The 22,550-nt window shown below is 64.3% G+C and carries 14 protein-coding genes; 8 read left to right on the top strand and 6 right to left on the bottom strand.

Annotation, left to right across the window (positions count from 1 at the left end):
- Window positions 1-158: 158 nt before the first annotated feature.
- Both G606_RS0107760 and G606_RS0107755 read right to left on the bottom strand, forming a co-directional pair.
- Window positions 159-1,955, bottom strand: a complete 1,797-nt coding sequence (locus G606_RS0107760; RefSeq protein WP_026645484.1) for an ABC transporter ATP-binding protein — start codon at window positions 1,953-1,955, stop codon at window positions 159-161.
- Window positions 1,956-1,986: 31 nt separating this feature from the next.
- Window positions 1,987-3,894 (bottom strand): ABC transporter ATP-binding protein, encoded by a 1,908-nt coding sequence (locus G606_RS0107755; protein ID WP_026645483.1) that lies wholly within the window; start codon window positions 3,892-3,894, stop codon window positions 1,987-1,989.
- Window positions 3,895-4,240: 346 nt separating this feature from the next.
- On the opposite strand from G606_RS0107755, the gene G606_RS10285 reads away from it, so the two are divergent.
- The 5 genes from G606_RS10285 to G606_RS0107730 all read left to right on the top strand — a co-directional run bounded on the left by G606_RS10285 (window position 4,241) and on the right by G606_RS0107730 (window position 11,942).
- Window positions 4,241-6,613 (top strand): glycoside hydrolase family 36 protein, encoded by a 2,373-nt coding sequence (locus tag G606_RS10285; protein WP_101671152.1) that lies wholly within the window; start codon window positions 4,241-4,243, stop codon window positions 6,611-6,613.
- Window positions 6,610-7,566: a TatD family hydrolase gene (locus G606_RS0107745; protein WP_026645482.1), complete on the top strand. Its 957-nt coding sequence runs from the start codon at window positions 6,610-6,612 to the stop codon at window positions 7,564-7,566. The genes G606_RS10285 and G606_RS0107745 overlap by 4 nt, the downstream gene beginning before the upstream one ends.
- A gap of 351 nt (window positions 7,567-7,917) precedes the next feature.
- Window positions 7,918-10,104, top strand: coding sequence for a KUP/HAK/KT family potassium transporter (locus G606_RS0107740; RefSeq protein ID WP_026645481.1), 2,187 nt, complete (start codon window positions 7,918-7,920; stop codon window positions 10,102-10,104).
- Between the two features lie 116 nt (window positions 10,105-10,220).
- Window positions 10,221-11,096, top strand: coding sequence for a class II glutamine amidotransferase (locus G606_RS0107735; RefSeq protein ID WP_026645480.1), 876 nt, complete (start codon window positions 10,221-10,223; stop codon window positions 11,094-11,096).
- A 132-nt stretch (window positions 11,097-11,228) separates the two neighbouring features.
- Window positions 11,229-11,942, top strand: a complete 714-nt coding sequence (locus tag G606_RS0107730) for an HD domain-containing protein (protein WP_026645479.1) — start codon at window positions 11,229-11,231, stop codon at window positions 11,940-11,942.
- Between the two features lie 111 nt (window positions 11,943-12,053).
- Here the strand turns inward: G606_RS0107730 and G606_RS0107725 are convergent, their stop codons facing one another.
- Together G606_RS0107725 and G606_RS0107720 are read right to left on the bottom strand one after the other, a co-directional pair.
- Entirely contained in the window at window positions 12,054-13,124 is a 1,071-nt protein-coding gene (locus tag G606_RS0107725; RefSeq protein ID WP_034524006.1) for an ATP-binding cassette domain-containing protein, read from the bottom strand.
- Window positions 13,121-14,521: an ABC transporter permease gene (locus G606_RS0107720; RefSeq protein WP_026645477.1), complete on the bottom strand. Its 1,401-nt coding sequence runs from the start codon at window positions 14,519-14,521 to the stop codon at window positions 13,121-13,123. Before G606_RS0107720 ends, G606_RS0107725 begins: the two co-directional genes overlap by 4 nt.
- 312 nt (window positions 14,522-14,833) lie before the next feature.
- Between G606_RS0107720 and G606_RS0107715 the strand changes: the two genes are divergently transcribed.
- Window positions 14,834-16,564, top strand: a complete 1,731-nt coding sequence (locus G606_RS0107715; RefSeq protein ID WP_026645476.1) for a hypothetical protein — start codon at window positions 14,834-14,836, stop codon at window positions 16,562-16,564.
- 73 nt (window positions 16,565-16,637) lie between these two features.
- On the opposite strand, the gene G606_RS0107710 is transcribed toward G606_RS0107715, so the two are convergent.
- The gene (locus tag G606_RS0107710) at window positions 16,638-17,711 is read right to left on the bottom strand and encodes a GmrSD restriction endonuclease domain-containing protein (protein WP_231371460.1); all 1,074 of its coding nucleotides are present in this window, start codon (window positions 17,709-17,711) and stop codon (window positions 16,638-16,640) included.
- A 220-nt stretch (window positions 17,712-17,931) separates the two neighbouring features.
- Between G606_RS0107710 and G606_RS0107705 the strand changes: the two genes are divergently transcribed.
- A complete protein-coding gene (locus G606_RS0107705; RefSeq protein ID WP_155802843.1) occupies window positions 17,932-18,750 on the top strand; it encodes an ADP-ribosylglycohydrolase family protein in 819 nt (272 codons plus the stop codon).
- A 366-nt stretch (window positions 18,751-19,116) separates the two neighbouring features.
- Here G606_RS0107705 and G606_RS11225 read toward each other — a convergent pair whose 3' ends face one another.
- Window positions 19,117-20,883: an S-layer homology domain-containing protein gene (locus tag G606_RS11225; RefSeq protein WP_155802841.1), complete on the bottom strand. Its 1,767-nt coding sequence runs from the start codon at window positions 20,881-20,883 to the stop codon at window positions 19,117-19,119.
- A gap of 181 nt (window positions 20,884-21,064) precedes the next feature.
- Between G606_RS11225 and G606_RS11485 the strand changes: the two genes are divergently transcribed.
- Window positions 21,065-22,390, top strand: coding sequence for an InlB B-repeat-containing protein (locus G606_RS11485; protein ID WP_081664124.1), 1,326 nt, complete (start codon window positions 21,065-21,067; stop codon window positions 22,388-22,390).
- Window positions 22,391-22,550: the final 160 nt, after the last annotated feature.

Below are 22,550 nucleotides of genomic sequence, written 5' to 3'. Positions count from 1 at the left end.
TCGTAGCGTCGCACTCAGCAACGGGCGGTTATATGAAACATGTCAGCGATCACAAGCTCGCCGGCGAGGTTCCTTCCAAGAACCCCATAACTGAACCCTTCTTCTCTCTTCTCTCTATGAAATGCCGGCGGCCTTCTCTCCGCCGGCTTTTTCTTTCCCTACTCCACCGCGTCCGTGATCATCGCGTACTGCGACTCGACGAGCCGCCAGTAGTGGCCGCGCTTGGCCATCAGCTCGTCGTGCGTGCCCTGTTCGACGATCTGCCCGTGGTCGATGAAGCAGATAACGTCGGCGTTCTCGATCGTGCTCAGCCGGTGCGCGATGATGAAACTCGTGCGTCCGACGAGCAGATGCTCGAGGCCGGCCTGCAGCGCCTCCTCGGTCTTCGTGTCGATGTTGCTCGTCGCCTCGTCGAGGATCAGGATGCGCGGATCGGCGAGCAGCACGCGCGCGAAGGCGATGAGCTGCCGCTGTCCCATCGACAACGTCGCGCCGCGCTCCTCGACGACCGTGTCGTAGCCGTTGGGCAGATGTTCGATGAATTCATGCGCATGCACGGCCTTCGCAGCGCGCTCGATCTCCTCGTCGGTCGCGTCGAGCCTGCCGTAGCGGATGTTGTCGCGGATCGTGCCGGAGAAGATGAACGTATCCTGCAGCATGACGCCCATCTGCCGCCGCAGCGACGCGAGCGTCACGTCGCGTACGTTGTATCCGTCGATCGTCACCGACCCTTCCGCCACGTCGTAGAACCGCGACAGCAGATTGATGATCGTCGTCTTGCCGGCGCCGGTCGGCCCGACGAGTGCGACCGTCTGCCCGGGGGAGACGTGCAGATCCACGAGATTGAGGATGTTCCTGCTGTCCGGTTCGTAGCGGAACACGACGTCGTTGAAATCGACTTTGCCGCGCACCGGCGGCAGTGCAACAGCGTCGTCCGCGTCGGTGATCTCCGGCTGCACATCCATCGTCTCGAAGATGCGTTCGAGATACGCGGAGCAGGTGATCAGCTGATTGTAGAAGTTGCCGATGTTGATGACCGGGTTCCAGAAGTTGTTCGCATAGCCGATGAACGCGATCAGTGTGCCGGTCGTCGCCGCGACGCCGCCGATGTTCATGATGCCGACGTAGTACAGCAGCGCCATCGTGCTCATCGAGATGATTTCGATGCTCGGCCACATCAGGAACTGCAGATGCACCGAACGCATCCACGCCGTGCGCACGGCGCCCTGCTGCTCCTGGAACGTGTGGTACTGTTCCTGCTCGCGCGCGAAGGTCTGCGTCGTCTTGACGCCGGCGATCGACTCGTGGATGAAGGCGTTGAGGTTGCTCTGCTTGTTGGAGAGGTTCTGGTACGCCTTGCGCTGGAAGTGCTGCAGCACGCGCACGGCGATGATGAGCAGCGGGAAGAGGACGAGGCTCCACAGCGCGAGCCGCCAGTCGATGACGAACATGATCACCAACGTGATGACAAACGTGAACACGTCCGAGATGACGTTGATCAGTCCCGAACTGAGCGTGTCCGACAGCGTGTTCACATAGTTGACGACGCGGATCAGGATTTTGCCGTGCGGCCGCGAATCGAAATAGCTGAACGGCAGCGTCTGGATGTGCGTGAACAGGTCGCGGCGCATGTCCTTGAGCATCATCTGCCCGACGCGCGTGATTTCCAACGTGCGGTAGCGCAGCGCGATCTCGTAGAGCACGATCAGCACGAGCATGATCGCCGATATCCATCCGAGCAGCCCGTAGTTGCCGTGCGGCAGCACGTCGTCGATGACGACCTTCGTCAGATACGGCACGCTCACGGCGATGCAGCTCATCGACATGACGACGGCCACGATTTTCGCGATGCGCGCGCGGTACGGCCTCATGTAGACGGTGATGCGTTTGAGGTCGCTGAGATTGATCTGTTCTTCGAGTTCCTCGTCTTCGCGGAAGGTGTTGCGTTTCGCCATTGCTGTCTCCTCCTTTCTGCGTGTGCCGCGCTCAGCGCGCGCCCGTCTCGTCGTCGATGGCGTATCCCTGCGCCTGCCCGGACTGTGCGCCGAGCTGCTTGTGGTAGATCGCCCAGTATCTGCCGTGTTTGGTGACGAGTTGCTCATGCGTGCCGCGTTCGACGATGCGTCCGTGCTCGAGCACGAGGATGAGGTCGCTGTCTTTGATCGACGAGATGCGGTGCGCGATCGTCACGATCGTCTTGTCGCCGTCGAGTTCGTTGAGGTGTCGCCTGATCTTCGCTTCCGTCTCCATGTCGACTGCGCTCGTCGTGTCGTCCATGATCAGGATCGACGGGTCGTCGGCGATTGCGCGCGCGAGCGACAGGCGCTGCTTCTGGCCGCCCGACAGGCCGACGCCGCGTTCGCCGACGACGGTGTCGTAGCCTTCGGGCATCCGTTCGATGAAGTCGTCGGCGCCGGCGATGAATGCGATGTGCCTGATGTATTCGGGTGTCGGGGCGTGCGCGCCGTCGACACCGAAGCTGATGTTGCCGCCGATCGTGTCCGAGAACAGGAACGTGTCCTGTGCGACGACGCTCACCTGCGAGCGCAGCGTGTGCAGCGGCCAGTCGCGCGCGTCGATGCCGTCGATGAGTACGCGTCCGCGCGTGGGGTCGTAGAAGCGCGCGATCATGTTGACGAGCGTCGATTTGCCGGCGCCGGTTTCGCCGAGGATGCCGAGGCGTGCGCCCGCCGGGATCGCGAAATCGATGTCCGTCAGGATTGGCGTGTCCGGATCGTCGGGGAACGAGAAGTCGACGTGTTCGAAGCGGATCGAGCCGTTGATGTGCGCGGGGGTCGCGGCGACCGTCGTGTGCGCGGCGGACGTCGAGGCAGAAGTCGAGTCGGCCGCCGATCCAGTCGTCGACTCAAATGTCGCAGCAGCCGCCGCGTCGGCGTGCGGCTCCTGGATGCGCGGCGTCGCCGTGAGCAGACGGCGGATCTTGACGCATGAGGCGTTGAAACGCTGCCAGTCGTTGACGAGCCATCCTGATTGGCGCACCGGCGAATCAATCATCCACAGATACGAGCTGAACGCGACGAGGCCGCCGAGCGTCATGTTGCCTTTCAGGACAAGGAAGCCGCCAAGCGCGATCGTGATGAGCTGCAGCGAGAAGCCGAGGCCGTCGAGCCATGGCATGTAGCGGCGCGTGTTACGTGCCATGTCCATGTTGCGTTCCATGTAGTCGTCGTTGCGTTCGTCGAATTTCTCCGTCTCGTAGTCTTCGCGCACGAAGGCCTTGACGACGCGGTTGCCTTCGATGTTCTCCTCGACCATCGAATTCATCGACGCGAGCGAATTGCGGATTGCGAGGAACAGCGGTTTCGCGTGCTGCGACAGCTTGCGCGTGAGCACGAAGAGGAACGGCGTGACGCAGGCGAGCGCGAGTGCGAGCCGCCAGTCGATCGACGTCATCATCGCGAGCGCGCCGACGAACATGACGACGCAGTTGATCGCCTGATAGCTCACCCAGCTGAGCAGATGGCGGATCGCGTCGGTGTCTGAGGTCATGCGGCTCATGATGTCGCCGGTGCGCGTGTGGTTGAAGTAGTTGAAGTCGAGCGTGTGCAGTTTCTCGTATTCGTCGCTGACGAGACGGAAGACGGTGTTCTGCCCGAAGCGTTCCATCCACATCGCGTTGCCGTAGTAGGCGGCATCGCGCACGATCGTGACGACGATCATCAGGATGCACAACGTGGCGAGCAGTTTGAGCTGCCGTTGTTCGATGACCTGATCGACGATGCGCGCCGAGATCAGCGGCGTGACGAGTGCCATCGCGGCGCTGACGAAGTAGAGGATGATCGCGCCGATCGCGCGCGGCAGGTCGGGTTTGCAATACGCCATGAGCCAGCGCAGGTTGCCGGCGTGTTCGTTGCGTTTCGGATTGACGTACATCGGTGGTCTCAGAGCTCCTGTGCGCTGCGGTTCACCGGAACGGATGGATAGTTCATCCGGCGAATGAAATGGTCGTCTTGCATTATGTGCACATGCCGCCGCCCATGCAAACCGGCGTCGGCGTCGGCGTGTCGGCGGTATATCGTGGTCGTTGCTGCCACACTCGGGCATCCGTCGGCGCGTTTCACCGCAGGGCACAGCGCGACCGGCGGCGGCAGGCTCGCGTGCATAATGGAATCAAAGGAAATGGACGAGGACGGATCACGATGCGGACGGCATCGGCGACCCGTGGGATTCCCACGGGCACGGAGCCGCATGCGGGCAGCATGGAGGAAAGGCGACGGCGATGACTGGCGTAGTGGAGCGAATGCTGGGTGGCGAGGAACGCATCGCGGGTCGGCTGATCCCCGACGCCGCCGGACGGTTCGTCTGGGGCAACGGCGTCATCACGATGGTGTTCGAGGCCTCGGACGCCGCACCAGTGCGGCTCGTCGGCCTGTCGGGACGCGGCATGTCGCCGGTCGACGCGAACATCCCCGGCGAACCCGACGCGCAACCGATCGTCGAACTGCGCTCGTCGATCGACGGCGGCGGCGACAACCGTCTGCAGCTCGCCGCCTCGGCCGCAGGACTCAAACTGCGTTTCGTCAAGGCGCTGCTCGTCTCGCCGCCGGCCGACGAAAGCATGGGCAGCGGCCCGAACGCCAAGCCGATGGACGCGCTCGCGATTGTGCAGCGTGACCCGAACGGCAACGGTCCGCTCGTCATCTCCGTGTTCAAGACGCGCACCGGCCTGAGCGCCGTGCGCACCTATACGATGCTGCACAACGACGACGAATACCCGGTCGAGGCTGTCTCGTCGATGAATGTGACGTTGCCGCTCGCGGCCGCGCGTCTCGACGATGCGCAGACGCTCATCTACTCCGGCGAAAGCTCATGGGATCTCGAGAACGCGTGGAGCTGCCAGCCGTTGCGCGCGACGCCGTTGCGCGACCGCGACCAGCACGTCAACCCGGGCATGTCGTCGGCGCGTTTCGCGCGCAGCTCGTCGTCGACGTGGTCGACCGGCGAATACCAGCCGGCGGGCATCGTCGAAGGCTTCAGCGAGGACGTCGCCGCGCGTCCCTTCTCGTTCATGTGGCAGATCGAGCACAACGGCGCGTGGGAGTGGGAGATCGGCGAGGACGATCCGGGTATCCGCGTGAGCGCCTACGGTCCTGAATACCGCGACCATCAGTGGTTCACGATGCTCGGCGAGGGCAACGATTTCATCTCCGTGCCTGTCGCCTTCGCGATCTGCGCCGGCGACTGGCAGCGCGTCGTCGCCGAGATGACGGTGCACCGCCGCGTGCTGCGCCGCCACCACGCGGCGGCGCAGGGCCGTTCCGGGGTCTTCGACGATACGCTGCTGCGCGTTGTCTACAACGATTACATGAACACGCTGTGGGGCGATCCGACGATTGAGAAGGAGCTGCCGCTCGTCGAAGGCGCCTCGAAGGTCGGCGCCGACGTCTTCTGCATCGACGCCGGCTGGTATGACGACGAGGGCGGCGGCTGGTGGGACATGGTCGGCGAATGGCAGCCGTCCTGCGACCGTTTCGGCACCGTGCGCCTCGCCGGACTCATCCACGACATTCAGGCGCACGGCATGATCGCGGGCCTGTGGCTCGAACCGGAGGTCGTCGGCGTGCGTTCGCCGATCGCCAAGGAGCTGCCTGACGACGCGTTCTTCTGCCGGCACGGGCGCCGCGTCGCCGACCAGGGTCGCTACCATCTCGATTTCCGTTCGCCGGTGGCGCGCGAACATGCGAACGCGACCGTCGACCGTCTCATCGACGAATTCGGCATCGGCTATTTCAAGTTCGACTACAACACGATGCCGGGCGTCGGCACCGACGTGCACGTCGACTCGGTCGGTGAGGGGCTGCTCGAACACTGCCGCGCCGTGCAGGACTGGATCGACGACGTGCGCCGCCGCCATCCCGAGGTCATTATCGAGAACTGCGGCTCGGGCGCGATGCGCGCCGACTATGCGATGCTCGGCCGACTCGATCTGCAGTCGACCTCCGACCAGGCCGATCCGCTCGTCTACGCGGCGATCGCCGCCGGCGCAGGCATGACGGTCCTGCCCGAACAGCAGGGCAACTGGGGCTACGCGCAGGAGGAGATGGACGACGAGAAGGCCGTCTTCACGCTGACCGCCGGCATCCTCGGGCGTCTGTACCTGTCCGGATTCATCAACCGCATGGATCCGATGCGCCTCGCGCTTGTACGCGACGCCGTCGCTCTGCACCGCAAGGTGCTCGACGAACAAGGCCATGTGATGCCGTGGTGGCCGTACGAACTGCCCGATTTTCGGGACACATGGCTCGCCTACGGCCTGCGGCACGACGAACGCATCTCGAAGGACCTGTACCCGGAGGTCGCCGGCATCATCGGCGAACACGGCCACCGCGAATACCTCGCTGTGTGGCGGCGCGGCGGCATCAGCTCGATGTATCTGAACCTCGGCGAAGGCGCGCACATCACGCAGGTCTTCCCCGACCCGGCGCATCCGGAACACGCGCCGAGCGCGAAACCATGGACGATCGAACAAGTCGATCCGCAGACGGTGTGCCTGACGGTTGCGAACGACGACGTGCCATCGGCGCGCATCTTCGCGGTGACCTACGACGACGCCGGCAAGGAATCGGAATCGGAAGGTGCGAGCAGGGCATGAGCAAAAAACACCGCGACCGCAACTGGGCGCCCGCGCCGCCGGCGTTGCCCGCCGATGCGCAGGTCATCGACAACCACACGCATGTCGCCTCCGTCGTGCCGTTCTCGCAGGCGATGAGCCATGAGGCGCAGGAACGCGGACAGGACCCGGTGCCCATCTACAGCGTCGATGAACTGCTCAAACAAGCGGCCGCCGTCGGCGTCGAAGGCGTCATCGATTCCGGCTGCGAACTGCCCGACCTGATGACGGCCGTCGACATGGCGAGGGAACACCCCGGCGTCGTGCACGCGGCCATCGCGATCCACCCGAACGAATCGGTCCTCCACGGCCATCGCGGCGCACCCGGCCCCGACGGACTGCCGGTGCGCTACAAGCCGTGGCACGACGTGAGCGTCGACGACGCGATCGCCGAAGTGCACCGCATCGCCGTCACCTACCCGAAGCAGGTCGTCGCGATCGGCGAAACCGGCATGGACCTGTTCCGCACCGGCGCAAGCGCGAAGGAGCTGCAGCGCGACGCGTTCCGCGCGCACATCGCGCTCGCGAAGGAACTCGACCTGCCGATGCAGATTCACGACCGCGACGCGCACCGCGACGTCATCGAAACGCTGCTCGCCGACGGCGCGCCGCGCAAAACCGTCTTCCACAGCTATTCGGGCGACGCTGAGATGGCGCAGATCGCGCGCGAGCACGGCTGGTATCTGTCGCTTTCGGGCACGTCGAGCTACAAAGGCAACGACGGCATCCGCGAATCGGCGAGGATCGTCGGCCTCGACCACGTCATGGTCGAGACGGACGCGCCGTATCTGACGCCGATGCCGTACCGCGGACGGACGAATGCGCCGTATATGATTCCATACACTTTGCAATCCCTTGCCCAATATCTTGAGATGCCGATCGAGGAGGTCGCGCGGGCGACGCGGGCGACGACACGCGAAGTGTACGGCGTGTGAGCGCGGCCGCGCAATCGGATGGATAATCGATTGCGCATAGCTGCGCAAACGGCGTCATGAAGCCGCGCGTCGGCTGTGTGATGGCACTGCGACAGTTGTGTGACACGCCGTGCGGCGGCCGTCTGGCGGCTGCGTGCGGCGGAGCGAATGACGCGGTGTAGGCGGTGGCCTCGACGATATGGGCGGCGGTATGCTGTAGGAAAACGTGGCATAAGTCGGCTTGCGTGACGCGATAGTGTTCCCTATTGCATATTTTGCAAGTGCGGATCCGCGCGGCCGAAGATAAGCGAACAACGACGGGGAGAACCCGATGATGCGGCCGGCCGGATCCTGCTCGTGAAAGGAACCGCGATGGCTGCAAAGCCGGAAGACAACGGCGAGGACACGCTGCTCAAGCGCGCCGCCCAATACACGAAAGCTCCGAAGGTCTCCCACAAGGTGCTGACCAAACAGGAGCGCGAGGAGATCCTCAAGGAGCACAAGCTCCGCCAGGCGCAGGCTGAACGCCTCGAATCGACGGGATCGTCGGGCCCTGTCGGACGCGCATGGCGTAGACTCCAATCAAGCCCCGACAAGGTGTCGCTCGCGATGGCGCTCGTCGCGCTCGGCGTCGTCTACGGCGACATCGGCACGTCGCCGCTGTACACGATGCAGACCTTCCTCTACGGGCGCGGTGGCATGGCAAACACGACCGACGAATCGGTCATCGGCATGCTTTCGCTCGTGTTCTGGTCGATGACGCTCATCACGACCGTCGAATACGTGCTCATCTGCATGCGAGCCGACAATCACGGCGAAGGCGGCATCCTCGCGCTCTATTCGCGTCTGCGCCGCTACGGCAAATGGCTCGCCGTGCCGGCGATGATCGGCGGCGCCGCGTTTCTGGCGGATTCGGTGCTCACGCCGGCGATGTCGATCAGCTCGGCCGTCGAAGGCCTGACGACGCTGCCGTGGCTCGAACGCGTCTTCGAGGAGAACTCGGGGCTCACCGAGATGATCGCCCTCGTCATCCTGCTGTGCGTGTTCGCGATCCAGTCGCGCGGCACCGAAAGCATCGGACGCGTCTTCGGCTCGATCGTGCTCGTCTGGTTCCTGTTCATCGGCGTCATCGGACTCGTGAACATGTCGGGCGACTGGAGCGTGCTGCGCGCACTCAACCCGGTGCACGGCATCACGTTCCTGTTCAGCGGACAGAACGTCGCCGGCATCGCACTGATGGGAACGGTGTTCTTGTCCATCACCGGCGCCGAGGCGCTGTATTCGGACATGGGCCATGTGGGACGCGGCAACATCTACCTGACGTGGCCTTTCGTCAACCTCGCGCTTGTGCTGTGCTATTTCGGGCAGGGCGCGTGGATCATGAACCATATCGGCGACGCCGCCTATCTGAAGTCGGTGCCGAATCCGTTCTTTGCGATGATGACGCCGAGTGTGCGCGGCGTGGCCGTCGTGCTGTCGGTGGCCGCCGGCATCATCGCCTCGCAGGCGCTCATCTCCGGCGCGTTCACAATCGTCTCGGAGGCGACCGGCCTCAACTGGATGCCGCATATGCAGGTGCGGTATCCGTCGCGCACGCGCGGACAGCTGTACATTCCGATGATCAACGCCGTGCTGTGCGTCTCGACGGTGTCCGTGCTGCTGATCTTCCATGATTCCGAGCACATCGCCGCCGCCTACGGCCTTGCGCTCACCGTCACGATGATCATGACGTCGGTGCTCGTGACCGTCTACCTGTGGCATCTGCGTTCGCGATTCGCCGCTGTGCTGTTCGCGATCGTGTTCCCGTCGATCATGGTCATGTTCTTCGTCGCGTCGATGGCGAAGTTCCTGCACGGCGGCTGGTTCACGATGCTGCTCATGCTCGCGATCCTCGGCGTCATGTACACGTGGGATCAGGGTACGATGCTCGAACGCGCGCAGCGGCGCCACATGAGCGCAAAGGAGTGCCTGCCGGTGCTGCAGCGGCTCCATGAGGATGCGGCGGTGCCGTATTATTCGGACAACATCGTCTACCTGACGAGCGATCAGGAGATGGGCCGATTCGACACGGACATCTTCTTCTCGATCTTCGCGAACCATCCGAAGCGTGCGCGCGCATGGTGGGCCGTCTCCGTCGAAACCGCCGACGAGCCGTTCACACGCGAATACTCGGTGGAGACTTTCGGCACCGATTACGTGTTCCGCGTGCGCATGCGCCTCGGCTTCAAGGTCTCGCAGTCGATTCCGGCGTACCTGCATCAGATCATGCACGACCTGCTGCGCTCGGGCGAACTGCCGAAGCAGACGACGCGCTATCCGAAGGTGGACGCCGATCCCGAGATCGGGCCGATCCGCTACGTGCTGATCCATAAGGAGCTCATGCCCGAATCGAAGGTGTCGTCCGGCGGCGCGATGGCGCTGCGCGTCAAGTACGCGATCCGTCATGTGGCCGGCTCGCCGATCAAATGGTTCGGCCTGGCGCCGTACGACCCGGTCACCGAGGTGCAGCCGCTCTTCCTGTCCACGGTGCGCCCGCCCCGCCTCAAGCGCATCATGTGACGGCGGCGGTGTCGGCGGCGCCATTCGGGCGCCTTTGAGGACGTCAGAACTAAAACCGATAGCGAAAATGCGAGAAACGCACGCGCGCGCAACAGGCAGCAGTTACAGTATCCACCATGTGCAGATTGCTTGGATACGCCACGAACGATGTCAACGCGAGCCTTCATCAGGTGCTTGGCATGCGCGCGTGCGCCGCGTTCCGCGATCTGAGCGTCATCCACAATGACGGCTGGGGCGCCGCGCTCATCACCGAACCGATGGCCGCCGCCCATGTGACCGACGGCGGCGCGCCGTCGCCGGAGACCGGTTCCGCGCTGTACCGCAACACAATCGCCGCCCACTACGACCCGATCTTCGACGAACTCGCGTCGGTCGGAGCGCGCAGCGCGCTGTTCCATCTGCGACTCGCCAGCTCCAACCTGCCGCTCATCCTCGAAAACCAGCATCCGTTCTTCGCGAACGGGCTAAGCTTCATCCACAACGGCGACATCTCCGACGAGCAGGGCCGCAACATCACGACGAACCGTTCATATCCGATCGACCACAGCCTCGTCCAGGAAACTGGCGGCCGTTCCGATTCCGCGATCTACTTCGCGACAGTGCTGCAGTATCTGGGCGTCGGCTACGAACTCGAGGAGGCGCTCGCGCAAGCCGTCAAGGAGCTGCGCGCCGCGTATCCGCTCAGCAGCTACAACTGCATGATCCAAAGCAAGGACACGTTCATCGCGCTGCGCGCCGAAAGCGGCGGCCCGACGCGTCAGGGCGTCGTCGACGTCTACGCGCGTTACGGCCGCGCCAACGAAGCCGGGGATTACGCGGTGCTGCGCTACCGTGACCTCGCCGGCGCGACGGACGACACGTCGCTGCGCGGCGTCGTCGTGACGAGCTCCGGTTACGCGCAGCCGGAAACGGAAGGCTGGCGTGAGCTCGGCAACAACCAGATGATCGTCGCGTCCAACCGCACCGGCGACTACCGCATCCGCGCGATCTGATCAATCTCATCAATCTGGGTAGACGTCTCATCAATCTGGGTAGGTTGGTTGATGAGGGCATGCCGCTGCCACCGCCTTTGCCTGCCGGAATACCCTGAGGGAGTGTACGGCGGGCGGCGTTACGATGACGGTATGACCGGAACGATTCCCACACTTGAGCAGATCGACGCGGTGCACCGCAAGGTTGCGCCGTCGCAGGCCGCATACGACCTCATCCACACCCACTGCGTCATCGTCGCCGACATCACGCGGCGGCTCGCGCATCGTCAGAACGCGTTGTTCATGCGACGCTGCACATTGACCGATGTGCACGCCGAGCAGGTCGACGTGCCGCCGACCGACGGTGTCGCAGGCGGACTCGTGCCGCCGCGTTACATCGACGTCGATACGGCGGTGCGCGGCGCGATGGTGCACGACATCGGCACGTATCTCGTGCTTCGGGAGAACGGTGCCAACGGCGGTCCGCTCAAATTCGGCGACAACTACATCGAACATGGACTGCTCGGCTACCGGCTGTTGCTCGACGAGGGCATCGACGAGTCGATTGCGCAGTTCGCGCGCAACCACACCGGCGTCGGACTCACCAAGGAGGCGGTCGCGCGGCAGCATCTGCCGCTGCCGCCGGACGACTACGTGCCGCTCAACCTCGAGCAGGAGATCGTCATGGTCGCCGATAAATACAACAGCAAATCGGTGCCGCCGCGCTTCCTGACGTCCGCGACCTATGCGCGCAAGGCGGCGCGCTTCGGCGAGGCCAACCGCGACGAATGGCTCGAACTCGTGCGCAAATACGGCGAGCCGCCGGTCGCCGCGCTCGCCGAGCACTACCACCAGAAGCTGACCTGAGCGCGCCAGCTGATCTGGGCATGGCACGATACACGAACCGCCCGAACGATCATCGAAGATCGTTCGGGCGGTTCCGCGTGATGCCGCTGTTGTCAGAGTCGGCGGGGCTGCTCAGCGCAGATCGATTGTCTCGTCGAGCTGAGCGGCGACCTGCGGGTCGGCGGTGACGACGATGACGGTGCGCGCCTTCGTGTCGGTGTGCAGTTGCGCGCACAGCAGATCGAGGATCGTCGTCGCGTCGTCGCCGTCGAGCGCGGCCGTCGGTTCGTCGGCGACGATGATGTCCGGATCGGTCGCGATCGCGCGGGCGACGGCCACGCGCGACGCGTCGACGGCGTCGAGATCGCGCACGCGGGTGCGCGCGTGATCGGCAGTCGCAATCGCGGCGGAATCATCGGCGGAATCGGCGGTGTCGGAATCGGCGGAATCAGTGAAGCCGACGGCACGCAGCAGGTCCTGCGCGACGACCGGGATCGGCTTGAGGAAGTTGCGGCCGGACGCGTCCATCGTATAGATGAGGTTGTCGGCGGCGCTCAGCTCGCGGCGCAGCGGCCACATCGCGAGGATCGCGCCGATGCGGTGGCCGCGCAGCTCGAGCGGGCTGAGATCGGCGAAGGACGTCGTCTTCGTCAGCACGCGGCCGCGCGTCGGCATCAGGAAACCGGTCAGCAGCGCGACGAGCGTGTTGTGCCGGCGGTCGTCGTCACTGTCGACGAGGATGCCGTAGCTGCGGCCGGCTTCGCAGCGCAATGTCAGATCGTCCCAGATGTGTTCGTGGGTCTTGCGGTCGTCGACGCCGACGCCGTCGAAGGCGAGCATCGGATAGGCGCGGAACACGGCGTCGTCGGCGTCGCTGTGACGGCTCTCCTTGTCGAGCGTCGCCGACACGGACGCCGATACCGACGCCGCGTCATCGGCGGTGGGGGAGGTAGTTGCGGCGGTCGCGTTTCCGGCGTCATCGGTCGTGTCGGTCGTATCGCCATCAGTCGCGGCAGTGGTGTCATCGGCAGTAGTGTCGGCGGAGTCGTCGAGTTCCTCGGCGAGCTCTTCGATGCCGCTCGTGCCGTCGATCGAGATTGCCGGCGCATCGTCATAATCGATTGTGTAAGCGATGCTCGTCGTGCCGCCGTCGGTCGTTTCGTCGGCGTCCTTCGCGGGCGTCGTCGTCTGTTCGTCGGTCATGCCTGCTCCTTTTCCGTCGTCGATGCCGTGTCGTCGTGATCATCCGCGTCATCATCCGTGCGATCATCCGCGCTGTCCTCGTCGTCGCGCGTCAGATACGGCGACGCGAACAGTTGCGCGGTCGGGAACGCGGCGACGCGGATGCCGGCGATCGCCGCGAGCACAAGGCAGCCGATGACGCTGATCCAGATGAGGTTCCACACGAGCGCGCCCGGCAACGTGAAGCTGTGGCCGTCGACGAAGTTGCCGGCGAGCGGATTCGCCGTGCAGCAGCCGACGATCAGACCGATCGCGGCGCCGAGCAGCGTCGGCCACAGGATTTCGTTCATGAACTGCCATGCAAGGCGCCCCTTCGTGACGCCCACCTGCAGCGCGAAGCCAATTTCCTCGCGACGCGGCAGCACCTGCAGCAGCGTGAGCGCAAGCAGCAGCGCGCCGCCGATCGACCACAGCGCAATCAGCATGAGTCGGGTGTTCGCTGCGAGCGAGTCGAGCGGCTTGAGCGAACGCTCGTACTGGTCGATCGTCGGCGAGGACAGTCGGTAGCCGCTCGGCAGTTTGACGTCCTTGACCGCCTGCTTGAAGGCGTTGTACTGGGCGATGCCCTGGAACATGAACACGACGTTGACGTCGGGGCGCTGCCAGCCGGAGGCATCGAGCGGGTCAAGATCGTCGGCGGCGAAGGAATAGTAGGTCGTGTAGAGCACGTTGTCGCGCACGTATTTCGCGAACTGCGCACTGCCGGAGGCCGGATCGGTGTATTCGTACAGGCCGCACACCGTGTAGTTGTAGGTCGTTTTCGCGTCCTTCGCGTTGCCGAGCGTGACCTTGTCGCCGACCTTGATGCCGTTCTTGTCGGCGAGCGACTTCGACATGATGAGATCGTGGCGGGTGACGTCCTCGTAGCCGAGTCCCTTGCCGTCGACGATCCGGTAGCTGCCGTAGCTGTTCGCGGCGACGGCCTGCTCGCTCAGGTAGGACTGCAAGGTGAAGTCGCCGCCGGTTTCGTCGGCGTCGACGTCCGCCTGCTGCGCTCCGGCGACCGGCTTGAGTTTGCCGTCGCCGCGCACCGGCACCGAATCGATGAGCGTGTAGCCGAAGGTCGCGTTCTTCTCGTTGGCTGCGGCGCCGATGCCGTTGTAGGCGTCCCACGTCATGTAGTTCTTCGTCGAATCGGCGTTGTCGCCCTGCGCCTGCACCTTGCTCAGGTCGCTTGGCGTGAAGACGCCGAGCGGTGCCAGCTGGTCGTAGCGTGCGCCATGCGCCTCGTTGTACTCGTGCAGCACGGCCACGCCGAAGGCCGACCAGAGGGTGACCAGCAGGCTGACGATGAGCGTCAGCAGGTTCCTCCAGGGGTGACGGCGCAACGCGGACCATGCGTTCTTCGCAACGAACATCCGTTGTCTCCCGTTGATTGTTCCCGATGTGCGCGCGCCCGCTGGGGCCGTGCACGTTCACTACCGTGATTGTATCTAGCAAGGCGGTCTGAACAATGCCTGAATGGCCGCGGCTTCGCGCACGGTGAGCGTCGCGATGTGCGTATCCACATTCGCCGTCGCATTGTGGATGACACGCCCGCTGTCCACATATCCACAATCGTTTGTGCGGCGGTGGCGGCGCAGCCCGGCGGCATGCGAGGGTGGACGTGGGACGTCGGCGATGGCCGCCGACGGTGTGGTAGCCGCATCCCGCGGCGGTAAGGAGCACCCATGCGCGATACCTACACCTTCGATTCCGAGGCGTTTCTAGCGACGCTCGCCGCGCTGACCTCGCGTTTCGAACAGGTCGTCGCATCGTCAGCGCTGTCGTTCGACGGCATCGACGACGACGCCAACCCGATCCAGCATCCGGAACGCCGCGACGACGGCGTCGCGCCCGCCCGTGTCCTCTTCGACGATGGAAGTTCGGCTGACGGAAGTTCGGCTGACGATATCAACGTCGTCGACGATGGTCAGTCGTGCGACGAACGCGGCGTCGTGCGCGAACGGATGCGCAACAGCGAAGGGAAGGTGGACGCGCGCATTCTCGAACTCGCGGCGGAATTGTTCGGCGGCACCTGCTGGGCGTCGCTCATCGGCGTCGCGTCCCTTGGTTTCGACGATGCCATCGTCGACGTGGCGCGCGCATTCATGCTGCACACGGCGCGCTGCGTGCGGCGCAATGGTTTGGCTGTCTGGCTGCACGGCCTCATCGCCGACGCGTCGACGGCGAAACTGCTCGGCAAACCAAGCCCGATGATGCCGATGACGATCCGCCCGATGAGCCGCATCCAGATGCACCGCTGGGTCAGCTCCGACGCCGCACACCGCTACGGTACGAACAAGCAGCGCCGCGAGGACATCGACGAATACCGCAAGCAGGCGTATCGGCTCACCGCATACAGTCTGCTGCGCTGGGGCTCGCCGATCGACGAATGCAACCATATCGCGTCGCTGATGCTGTCCGATCCGAAATTCGGCGTCAGTCTGCTGCGGCAGGACCCGAATCTGCTGCTGCAGGGCGTTGCACCCGACTGCCGAGTCAGCCGCGCGCTCGCGTATCTGCGGCATCTGCATGTGCAGGCCGATCTCTACTACGCACGCGCCGTGCAGCGCCATTGGGATCTGCCGCAGCTCGACCCGGCCAACCATACCGAGGCGACGGCGGCAATGGATCGGCGATATCTCTACGACGCGCATCGACTCGTCATTTCCTACCGCGCATTATGGGACCGCGCCGTGCCGAAAGCCGACGCCGTACTCTCGGAGGTCATGCAGACGCAGGAGTATCCGCGCATGAAGCTGTGGGAGAACCCGGTGTATCTGCGTGACGTGGCGCGTTCGCTCGTCGGCGCGTCGCTCGCCGCCGACCTCGTCGAAGGTTTCGAGGCGCGCGACGTGCAGCGTTTTGAAGCGGGCGTCGCGAGGCTGCGCACCGTGACGAAGATGGTCGACACAATGACATTGCTGCTGATGCCGATCGCACTGTCCGACTCGCATGAGCCGAAATGGGCGCAGATGAACCGTGGCGGCTACCGTTCGCGCACGCAGGCGTGGCGGCTGTACTGCGACGTCGGTGCCGATCTCGCGCTCATCGTGCTCGGCCGGATCGACCGCGGCGACGACCGCTACCGCGCCGAGGCCGCCGCCGCGCTGATGCAGCTCGACGTGCAGGCCTACTGCGAGATGACGATTCCGCTGTTCCAGCCGCAGCAGGCCGACGCGGAGAGAGGGAAGGCGGGGAAGAAGATGGGCGAGGCTGCGGCGGCGGTTGACGGTGCGGCGGCGGAATCGGCACGTCGTGGCATCTCGGACGGTGAGGATACGGCGGCTGGCGCAGTCAGGGAGATTGGTGAGGTCGCGGTCAGTGTGGACGGTGAGGTCGCGGCTGACGCTGACGAGACGCTCATCGCGGCACTGATGCACGTTGACGAATGCGATGAGGTGGACGTCGTCGCCTGACGTCCACCTCATCGATCATCAATTATCAGTCATCGTGCGCATCGTCGTGCCGCCGCTGCCAGTGGCGCGACGATCACTCGCAGGCGATGCCGTCGCCGTCGCGGTCGAGCTTCGGCGCATAGCCGGGGTCGCCGCGGTGCAGCGGCGCCTTGCCAGCGGCGCGCACGGCCGCGCAGTTCTTGTAATAGACGTTTGCGTCCGACTCCGTGGCAGGTTCGTACGTCTGTTCCTGAGTCTGCGCGGGCGCGGGAGCCGGCGTGGCGGTCTGCGCGGGTTCCGGAGTCGCCGTCGGCTCCGGGGACTGCGCTTCGATCGGCGTGATGACGCCGCCGTCGGTCGGCACCTGCTGTGTCGGGCAGCTCGACAGCACGTTCTTCATCGCGTCATGTTCGCCCTGCGTCACCCACAGCTCGTACTTCTTTTTGACACCGATCTGACGGGCGACGTATTCGCAGCGGAACGACTTGTTCGCCGGCAGCCACGTCGCCGCATCGCCATCGCTCTTCTGCTGATTGGCGGGGCCATCCACGGCGAGCAGGTTGTACGGGTCGTTTGCGAACTGCGTGCGCGTCGCCTCGCTCAGCTGTTGCGCGCCGGTCTGCCACGCATTGCTCAACGCCACCACGTGATCGATTTGCACGGCCGTGCTCGTGTCCTGGCCGCGCGTGAAATCGATGCGCTTGCCGGTGTACGGGTCGTTGAGCACGCCGGTCGCGACGACGCAGTCATGCGTATTCGCCTTGTACGTCTTGTCGGACATGTCACGGTTGAGGATGTCGTTGCGCGTGTCGCAACCGTTGTGATCGACGTCGCTCCACGCAGGGCCGAACTGGTCACGCGAATAGCCGGTCTTCGGCGCGCGGCCCTTGACCGGCAGCTGTTCGAGCACGTCGAGCGCGCTGCCTTCGGGCACCTGAAGGTCGGCGTCGGCGGAGGCGGACGGAGACGGCTTCTCATCGGACGAGCCGTCGTCGGCGACCGACTGGTTGCGGCTCGTCTCGCTCGACGACGCCGAGCTCGACGCCTCGGCGGAGGACGGCATCGAAGTCGAACACGCGCCGAGCGACAGCAGCAGGCCCGCGCTCGCGAGCAGCGCGATGGATTTACGGAACACGTCGGCGGACATGATCATTCCCTTCTGGGTCATCTGATTGAACGTATGCTGGTGCGGATTCGGGCGCGCGGCGGTGGAATCCGCGAATATGCTACCGGTGCCAGTGTAGAAGATATATCAGTATATGAGTCGCGGACGTCCACGTTCTCCATCGATTGTTCACAGCGGGAGCGGCGATGTGTCGCGGGATTGGTCGTCGAGATTGTAGAATCGTCGCAACGGATCAGCGGGGGAAACGGTGAAAGGGGAGATGATGTTCGAACATCAGGCATTGCTGCGGCCGGCGATCTATGGTGTCGCGGTCGGCGACGCGCTGGGTGTGCCGTACGAGTTCATGGCGCGCGGCAGCTTCCGCTGCACGGATATGGTCGGCTATGGCTCGCATCGGCAGCCGGCGGGCACATGGTCGGACGACACGAGCATGACGTTGGCGACCGTCGATTCGCTGCGGCGGGGCGGCGGCCGGATTGACGTGGATGACATGCGCCATCGCTTCGTCATGTGGCTGCGTGACGGCATGTACGCAATCGACGGCAACGTGTTCGACTGCGGCATCACCGTGCGCGAGGCGCTGCGGCGGGGCGTCGGGCGTGACGGCGAACGCAGCAACGGCAACGGTTCGCTGATGCGCATCCTGCCACTCGCGTTCACCGATGCCACCGACGACGAGGTGCGCGCCGTCTCCGCGATCACGCATGCGCATGCGACGAGCATGGACGCGTGCGTCGCCTATGTGTATGCCGCGCGCGCCCTGCTCAACGGCGCCGATCCGCGCGAGGCAGCGTCGACGGCCGGATATGCGGATATTTGGGAACAGCCGGTTTCGGCGATTGAATCGACCGGCTATGTGCTGCACACGCTGCCGGCGGCGTTGTGGTGCCTGACGACGACCGGCAGCTACGCCGACTGTGTGCGTGCGGCCGTCAATCTGGGTGACGACACCGATACGACGGCCGCCGTCGTAGGAGGGCTGGCCGCGATACAGTATCATGGCGGCTCTGGCGACGTACCGCGGGATTGGCTTGAGCGGCTGCGCGGCAGGGAGATCATCGAATCCGTGCTGCCGGCGTGAGAGGTGCGGGTGCCGCGGGTCGGTTCGTCGACACCGTCGGCGTTTCGGCCCGGAATCTGGCTGTTTTGCGGGTCGGATCGTCGAGCATGGCGACAGGTCGCCCCGTAGCGGGTCAGTTTGTCGGGCCAGTCGACGATTCGCCCCGGAATCCGGCTGTTCCACGGGGCGGATTGTCGGCCGTGTCGACGGAACGACCCGGAAATGGGCTGTTTTGCGGGTGGGGTTGTCGACGCAGTCGACGGAACGAGACGGGATGCGTTCCGGAAATGGGGGTTGAAACGACTGAGGGGCGCAGTTCGGGTTGAACTGCGCCCCTCAGTCATGCAACCTGGTCGTCGGGCCGGAACCACATGGATCCGGGCTGCCTTACTTGGCGAGCTGGTTGTCCAGGCGGTGCAGGAAGGCGGCCATGTCCTGGCGGACGACCGGGCTCATGCCACGGAACTCGCGTGCGTTGCCGACCTTCCAGCCCTCGGAGATGCCCGAGCCGGCCAGCCATGCGATGTCGTCGGCATGTGGCGTCTTGCCCGGATCGGTGAACTTCACGTCACGGAAGTCATACTTCGGCGTCACGCCGCCGTCTTTGCCGCCCAGCTTGGCGAGCCGGCGCAGGAACGCGGCCATGTCCTGGCGTACGACCGGGCTCATGCCACGGAACGTGGACGATCCGTCCTTCTCCTTCCAGCCGGTGGAGATGCCGGCGTGGGCGAGCCACAGGATGTCCTCGGCGTGCGGCGTGCCACGGTTGACGTCGCGGAACGTGTTCCAATCAGCCGCCGATGGCTTCCACGTCTTGGCGTCGCCGATGCCGCGCTTGACCGCCTCACGACGCAGGAACGCCGCCATATCCTGACGGTAGACGCGCGTCATGCCTTCGAAGCGCGTCGTGCCGTCGCTGTTGGCATATCCTTTGGTGATGCCTGAATCGGACAGCCAGTTGATATCGGCCTCATGCGGCGTCGACGCCGAGACATCGGTGAAACGGTAGACGGTGAGGTCGCCGGACCAGCTGCGGCCGGTACCGGAATCGAACACGACATGAGCGGTGCCCGGGCCGACGGCCGTGAGTTCATAGCCGTTCGCCGTAATCGCATTGGTGTTCTCGGAGGTCCACTCGCCCATGATGAAGGGGTCAATCGGGGCATAATACGCGCCCTGTGGGTTCCATGCGTCCCGGCTCGCCCACAGCGTCACCGGAGTCGTCTTGCCCACGGCGAAGTGGCTCGGCAGGCCATCGAACTGCGCGGTCCGTGCGACGTCGTCGCTCACGCCCATCGGCAGCATGTAGGATCCCCTGAGCTTGAGCGGCGTCGTATCGCCGTTGCCTCCGTTGATTTCGCCGGCGGCCACGCCGTTGATCATCGCGAAGCTCATGTTGGCGGAGCCCGGATCGATGATGCTCATGTAGTGGCCGTAGTCGTTCTCGGTGACGCTTTCGCCGTTGGTATGGCGGATGTAGTTTGATTTCTCGCCCATCCACAGGTCGAAGGCTGCGGAGAAGTTCGTGTTCCACTGGAACGCGAGCACTTCGCCGTAGGAGCTCTTGCCGTCGACGGTCGCGGTCCAGATGTTGGAATCGTTGCCGGTGCGCAGATGATTCAGCGTGTACGTCGATTCCAATGCGCGCTGGATGGCGATGCGCTCCAACGTGTTGTCCCACTTCGGGGAGAGATAGGTCTCCTTGCTCATGTTCTTCTCGAGCAACCACTGCTGCACGGTCACGTAATCGCCGCGGTCGTTATGGAACTTGATGCGCGAATCGTTGTAAGCGTCCTCGCGCCACTTGCGTAGACTCTGCTTGGCCTGCGTGTACACGGCGTCTTGCTGCAGCTGCACAAGAGCGACGCCGATGACGCCTTCGCCGAGCTCGACGTTCAGATCGTAATAAGCGGCGTCCTGATTGCGCGATTGCTGCGGCTCGTCGGATTGCTCGGGCAGCAGCTCGGCATCCAGCTGCGGCAGCTGCGCCTGCTGCGAGCGTGCGCGCATCGGCCCCTGCTCGGTGATCTCGAATTGTGGCTCCCAATTTTCGACGTCGGTCGCCTGGGCGGTGGCGGGCATCATCGTGCACAGCATCGCCGCGGCCAATGGCGCGCTGATCCAGCGCAGTCCCTTCCTTGTCCCACCGGACATGATGGTGTTCCTCTCTTCTCCTTCTTATATTGTTCCCATGATTCTTCCCCATTGAAGAATCATGGTATTGATTGTATAGCCAATCGTTATTCGCTGCCGTCCCCATGTCGCGAATCGACACAACATCATCATGCCGCCGTAGCCGAGCACGGCATTCCGTACCGTGGTTCGGCAATACGACATGAACAACAACGGCGTTCTCAGCCAACCAGAATTGGTCAAGGTAACCACGATAGAAGAGAGCTACCGTGGCATCAAATCCGCGAAGGACGTCGAATACTTCACCGCGCTCACATGGCTGAATCTCGACGGCAATCAATTGTCTTCGGTGGATGTGAGCCATAACACCGCACTCGACCATCTGTATCTCTCCAATAATCGGCTGCTGTGGATTGGCGGTGTCGCGGAATCCGCCGATCCGGATCTGTCCGGCCAGCAGTTTGGTCCCGTGTCCGCCCCCTCGTTGGATCTGGCGAAGGCCGCGCCGGGTATTGACGTGTCACGCATCTCGAACGTGCCGGGCGGCAAGTTGCAGGGCACCGTACTGACGCCGGCCAGCGCGGACGGTCTCGTCTCCTACGACTACCGGTTCAGCGACACGCACGAACCACTGCACGCACAGGTACGGTTCGAAAGCACCATGCACACCGTCACGTTCGACGCGAACGGCGGCACCGCGGTCGCCGCCGCCAAGGTCGAGCACGGCAAGACGGCCGCTGCTCCCGCCGCTCCGACTCGTGACGGCTACACCTTCGACGGTTGGTATACGGCGAAGGCCGGCGGCAGCAAGTACGATTTCAGCACGCCCGTCACCGGCGATCTGACGTTGTATGCGCATTGGACCGTGAAGACCGCTCCCACGACGATCACGTTCCGTGATGTGTCGTCGTCGACGCCGCATCATGAGGATATCCAGTGGCTGGCGGACAACGGGATCTCGACCGGCTGGAAGATGGCTGACGGCAAATACGAGTTCCGTGGCATGAGCGCCGTCGTGCGTCAAGATATGGCCGCGTTCCTGCGTCGTGAGGCGGTCAAGCGTGGCATCTCGGATGCGGCGACGTGGAAGCCGTCGGCCTCTGATTGGAACACGTTCCGTGACGTCAACCGCGGCACGCCTCATGCCGAGGACATCCTGTGGCTTGCGCATGCGGGCATCTCGACCGGTTGGAAGGAGTCGGACGGCACGAGCACGTTCCGTGGCATGAGCCCGGTCGTGCGTCAGGACATGGCCGCGTTCCTGCGTCGCTTGGCCAAGCTGGGCAAGAAGGACGGCGATGTGACGCCGAAGACGGACTTCACTGACGTGTCGAACGCCACACCGCACGCCGACGACGTGCGCTGGCTGGGAGGCTCTGGCATCTCCACCGGCTACCGCAATGCGAACGGTACGTGGAGGTTCGAAGGCATGACGAGCGTCTACCGCCAGGACATGGCCGCCTTCCTGCATCGCTGGACAACCAGCTCGCCAAGTAAGGCAGCCAGGTTCCGCATGGCTCCGGCCTGATGACCGGATTGCATGACTGAGGGGCGCAGTTCAACCGTGAACTGCGCCCCTCAGTCGTTTCAGTCTGGAATGCATCCCGCCAGCGTCCCGTTCTGTCGACAGTGTCGACAATCCGACCCGCGGAGCAGCCTGTTTCCGTCCCGTTCCGTCGACGTGGTCG

This window comes from Bifidobacterium sp. AGR2158, from assembly GCF_000424225.1.
In the GTDB taxonomy this organism is placed as follows: Bacteria; Actinomycetota; Actinomycetes; order Actinomycetales; family Bifidobacteriaceae; genus Bifidobacterium; species Bifidobacterium anseris.
Note: the sequence above shows the minus strand (reverse complement) of the source record. Positions and strands in the feature narration are given on the sequence as shown.

Bases quoted from the DNA above. Each gene is read 5' to 3' on its own strand.
- G606_RS0107715 (WP_026645476.1), top strand. From the start codon at position 14,834: ATGCGCGATACCTACACCTTCGATTCCGAGGCGTTTCTAGCGACGCTC.
- G606_RS0107725 (WP_034524006.1), bottom strand. From the start codon at position 13,124: ATGACCGACGAACAGACGACGACGCCCGCGAAGGACGCCGACGAAACG.
- G606_RS11225 (WP_155802841.1), bottom strand. From the start codon at position 20,883: ATGTCCGGTGGGACAAGGAAGGGACTGCGCTGGATCAGCGCGCCATTG.
- G606_RS0107720 (WP_026645477.1), bottom strand. From the start codon at position 14,521: ATGTTCGTTGCGAAGAACGCATGGTCCGCGTTGCGCCGTCACCCCTGG.
- G606_RS10285 (WP_101671152.1), top strand. From the start codon at position 4,241: ATGACTGGCGTAGTGGAGCGAATGCTGGGTGGCGAGGAACGCATCGCG.
- G606_RS0107730 (WP_026645479.1), top strand. From the start codon at position 11,229: ATGACCGGAACGATTCCCACACTTGAGCAGATCGACGCGGTGCACCGC.
- G606_RS0107710 (WP_231371460.1), bottom strand. From the start codon at position 17,711: ATGACCCAGAAGGGAATGATCATGTCCGCCGACGTGTTCCGTAAATCC.
- G606_RS0107755 (WP_026645483.1), bottom strand. From the start codon at position 3,894: ATGTACGTCAATCCGAAACGCAACGAACACGCCGGCAACCTGCGCTGG.
- G606_RS11485 (WP_081664124.1), top strand. From the start codon at position 21,065: ATGAACAACAACGGCGTTCTCAGCCAACCAGAATTGGTCAAGGTAACC.
- G606_RS0107760 (WP_026645484.1), bottom strand. From the start codon at position 1,955: ATGGCGAAACGCAACACCTTCCGCGAAGACGAGGAACTCGAAGAACAG.
- G606_RS0107745 (WP_026645482.1), top strand. From the start codon at position 6,610: ATGAGCAAAAAACACCGCGACCGCAACTGGGCGCCCGCGCCGCCGGCG.
- G606_RS0107740 (WP_026645481.1), top strand. From the start codon at position 7,918: ATGGCTGCAAAGCCGGAAGACAACGGCGAGGACACGCTGCTCAAGCGC.
- G606_RS0107705 (WP_155802843.1), top strand. From the start codon at position 17,932: ATGTTCGAACATCAGGCATTGCTGCGGCCGGCGATCTATGGTGTCGCG.
- G606_RS0107735 (WP_026645480.1), top strand. From the start codon at position 10,221: ATGTGCAGATTGCTTGGATACGCCACGAACGATGTCAACGCGAGCCTT.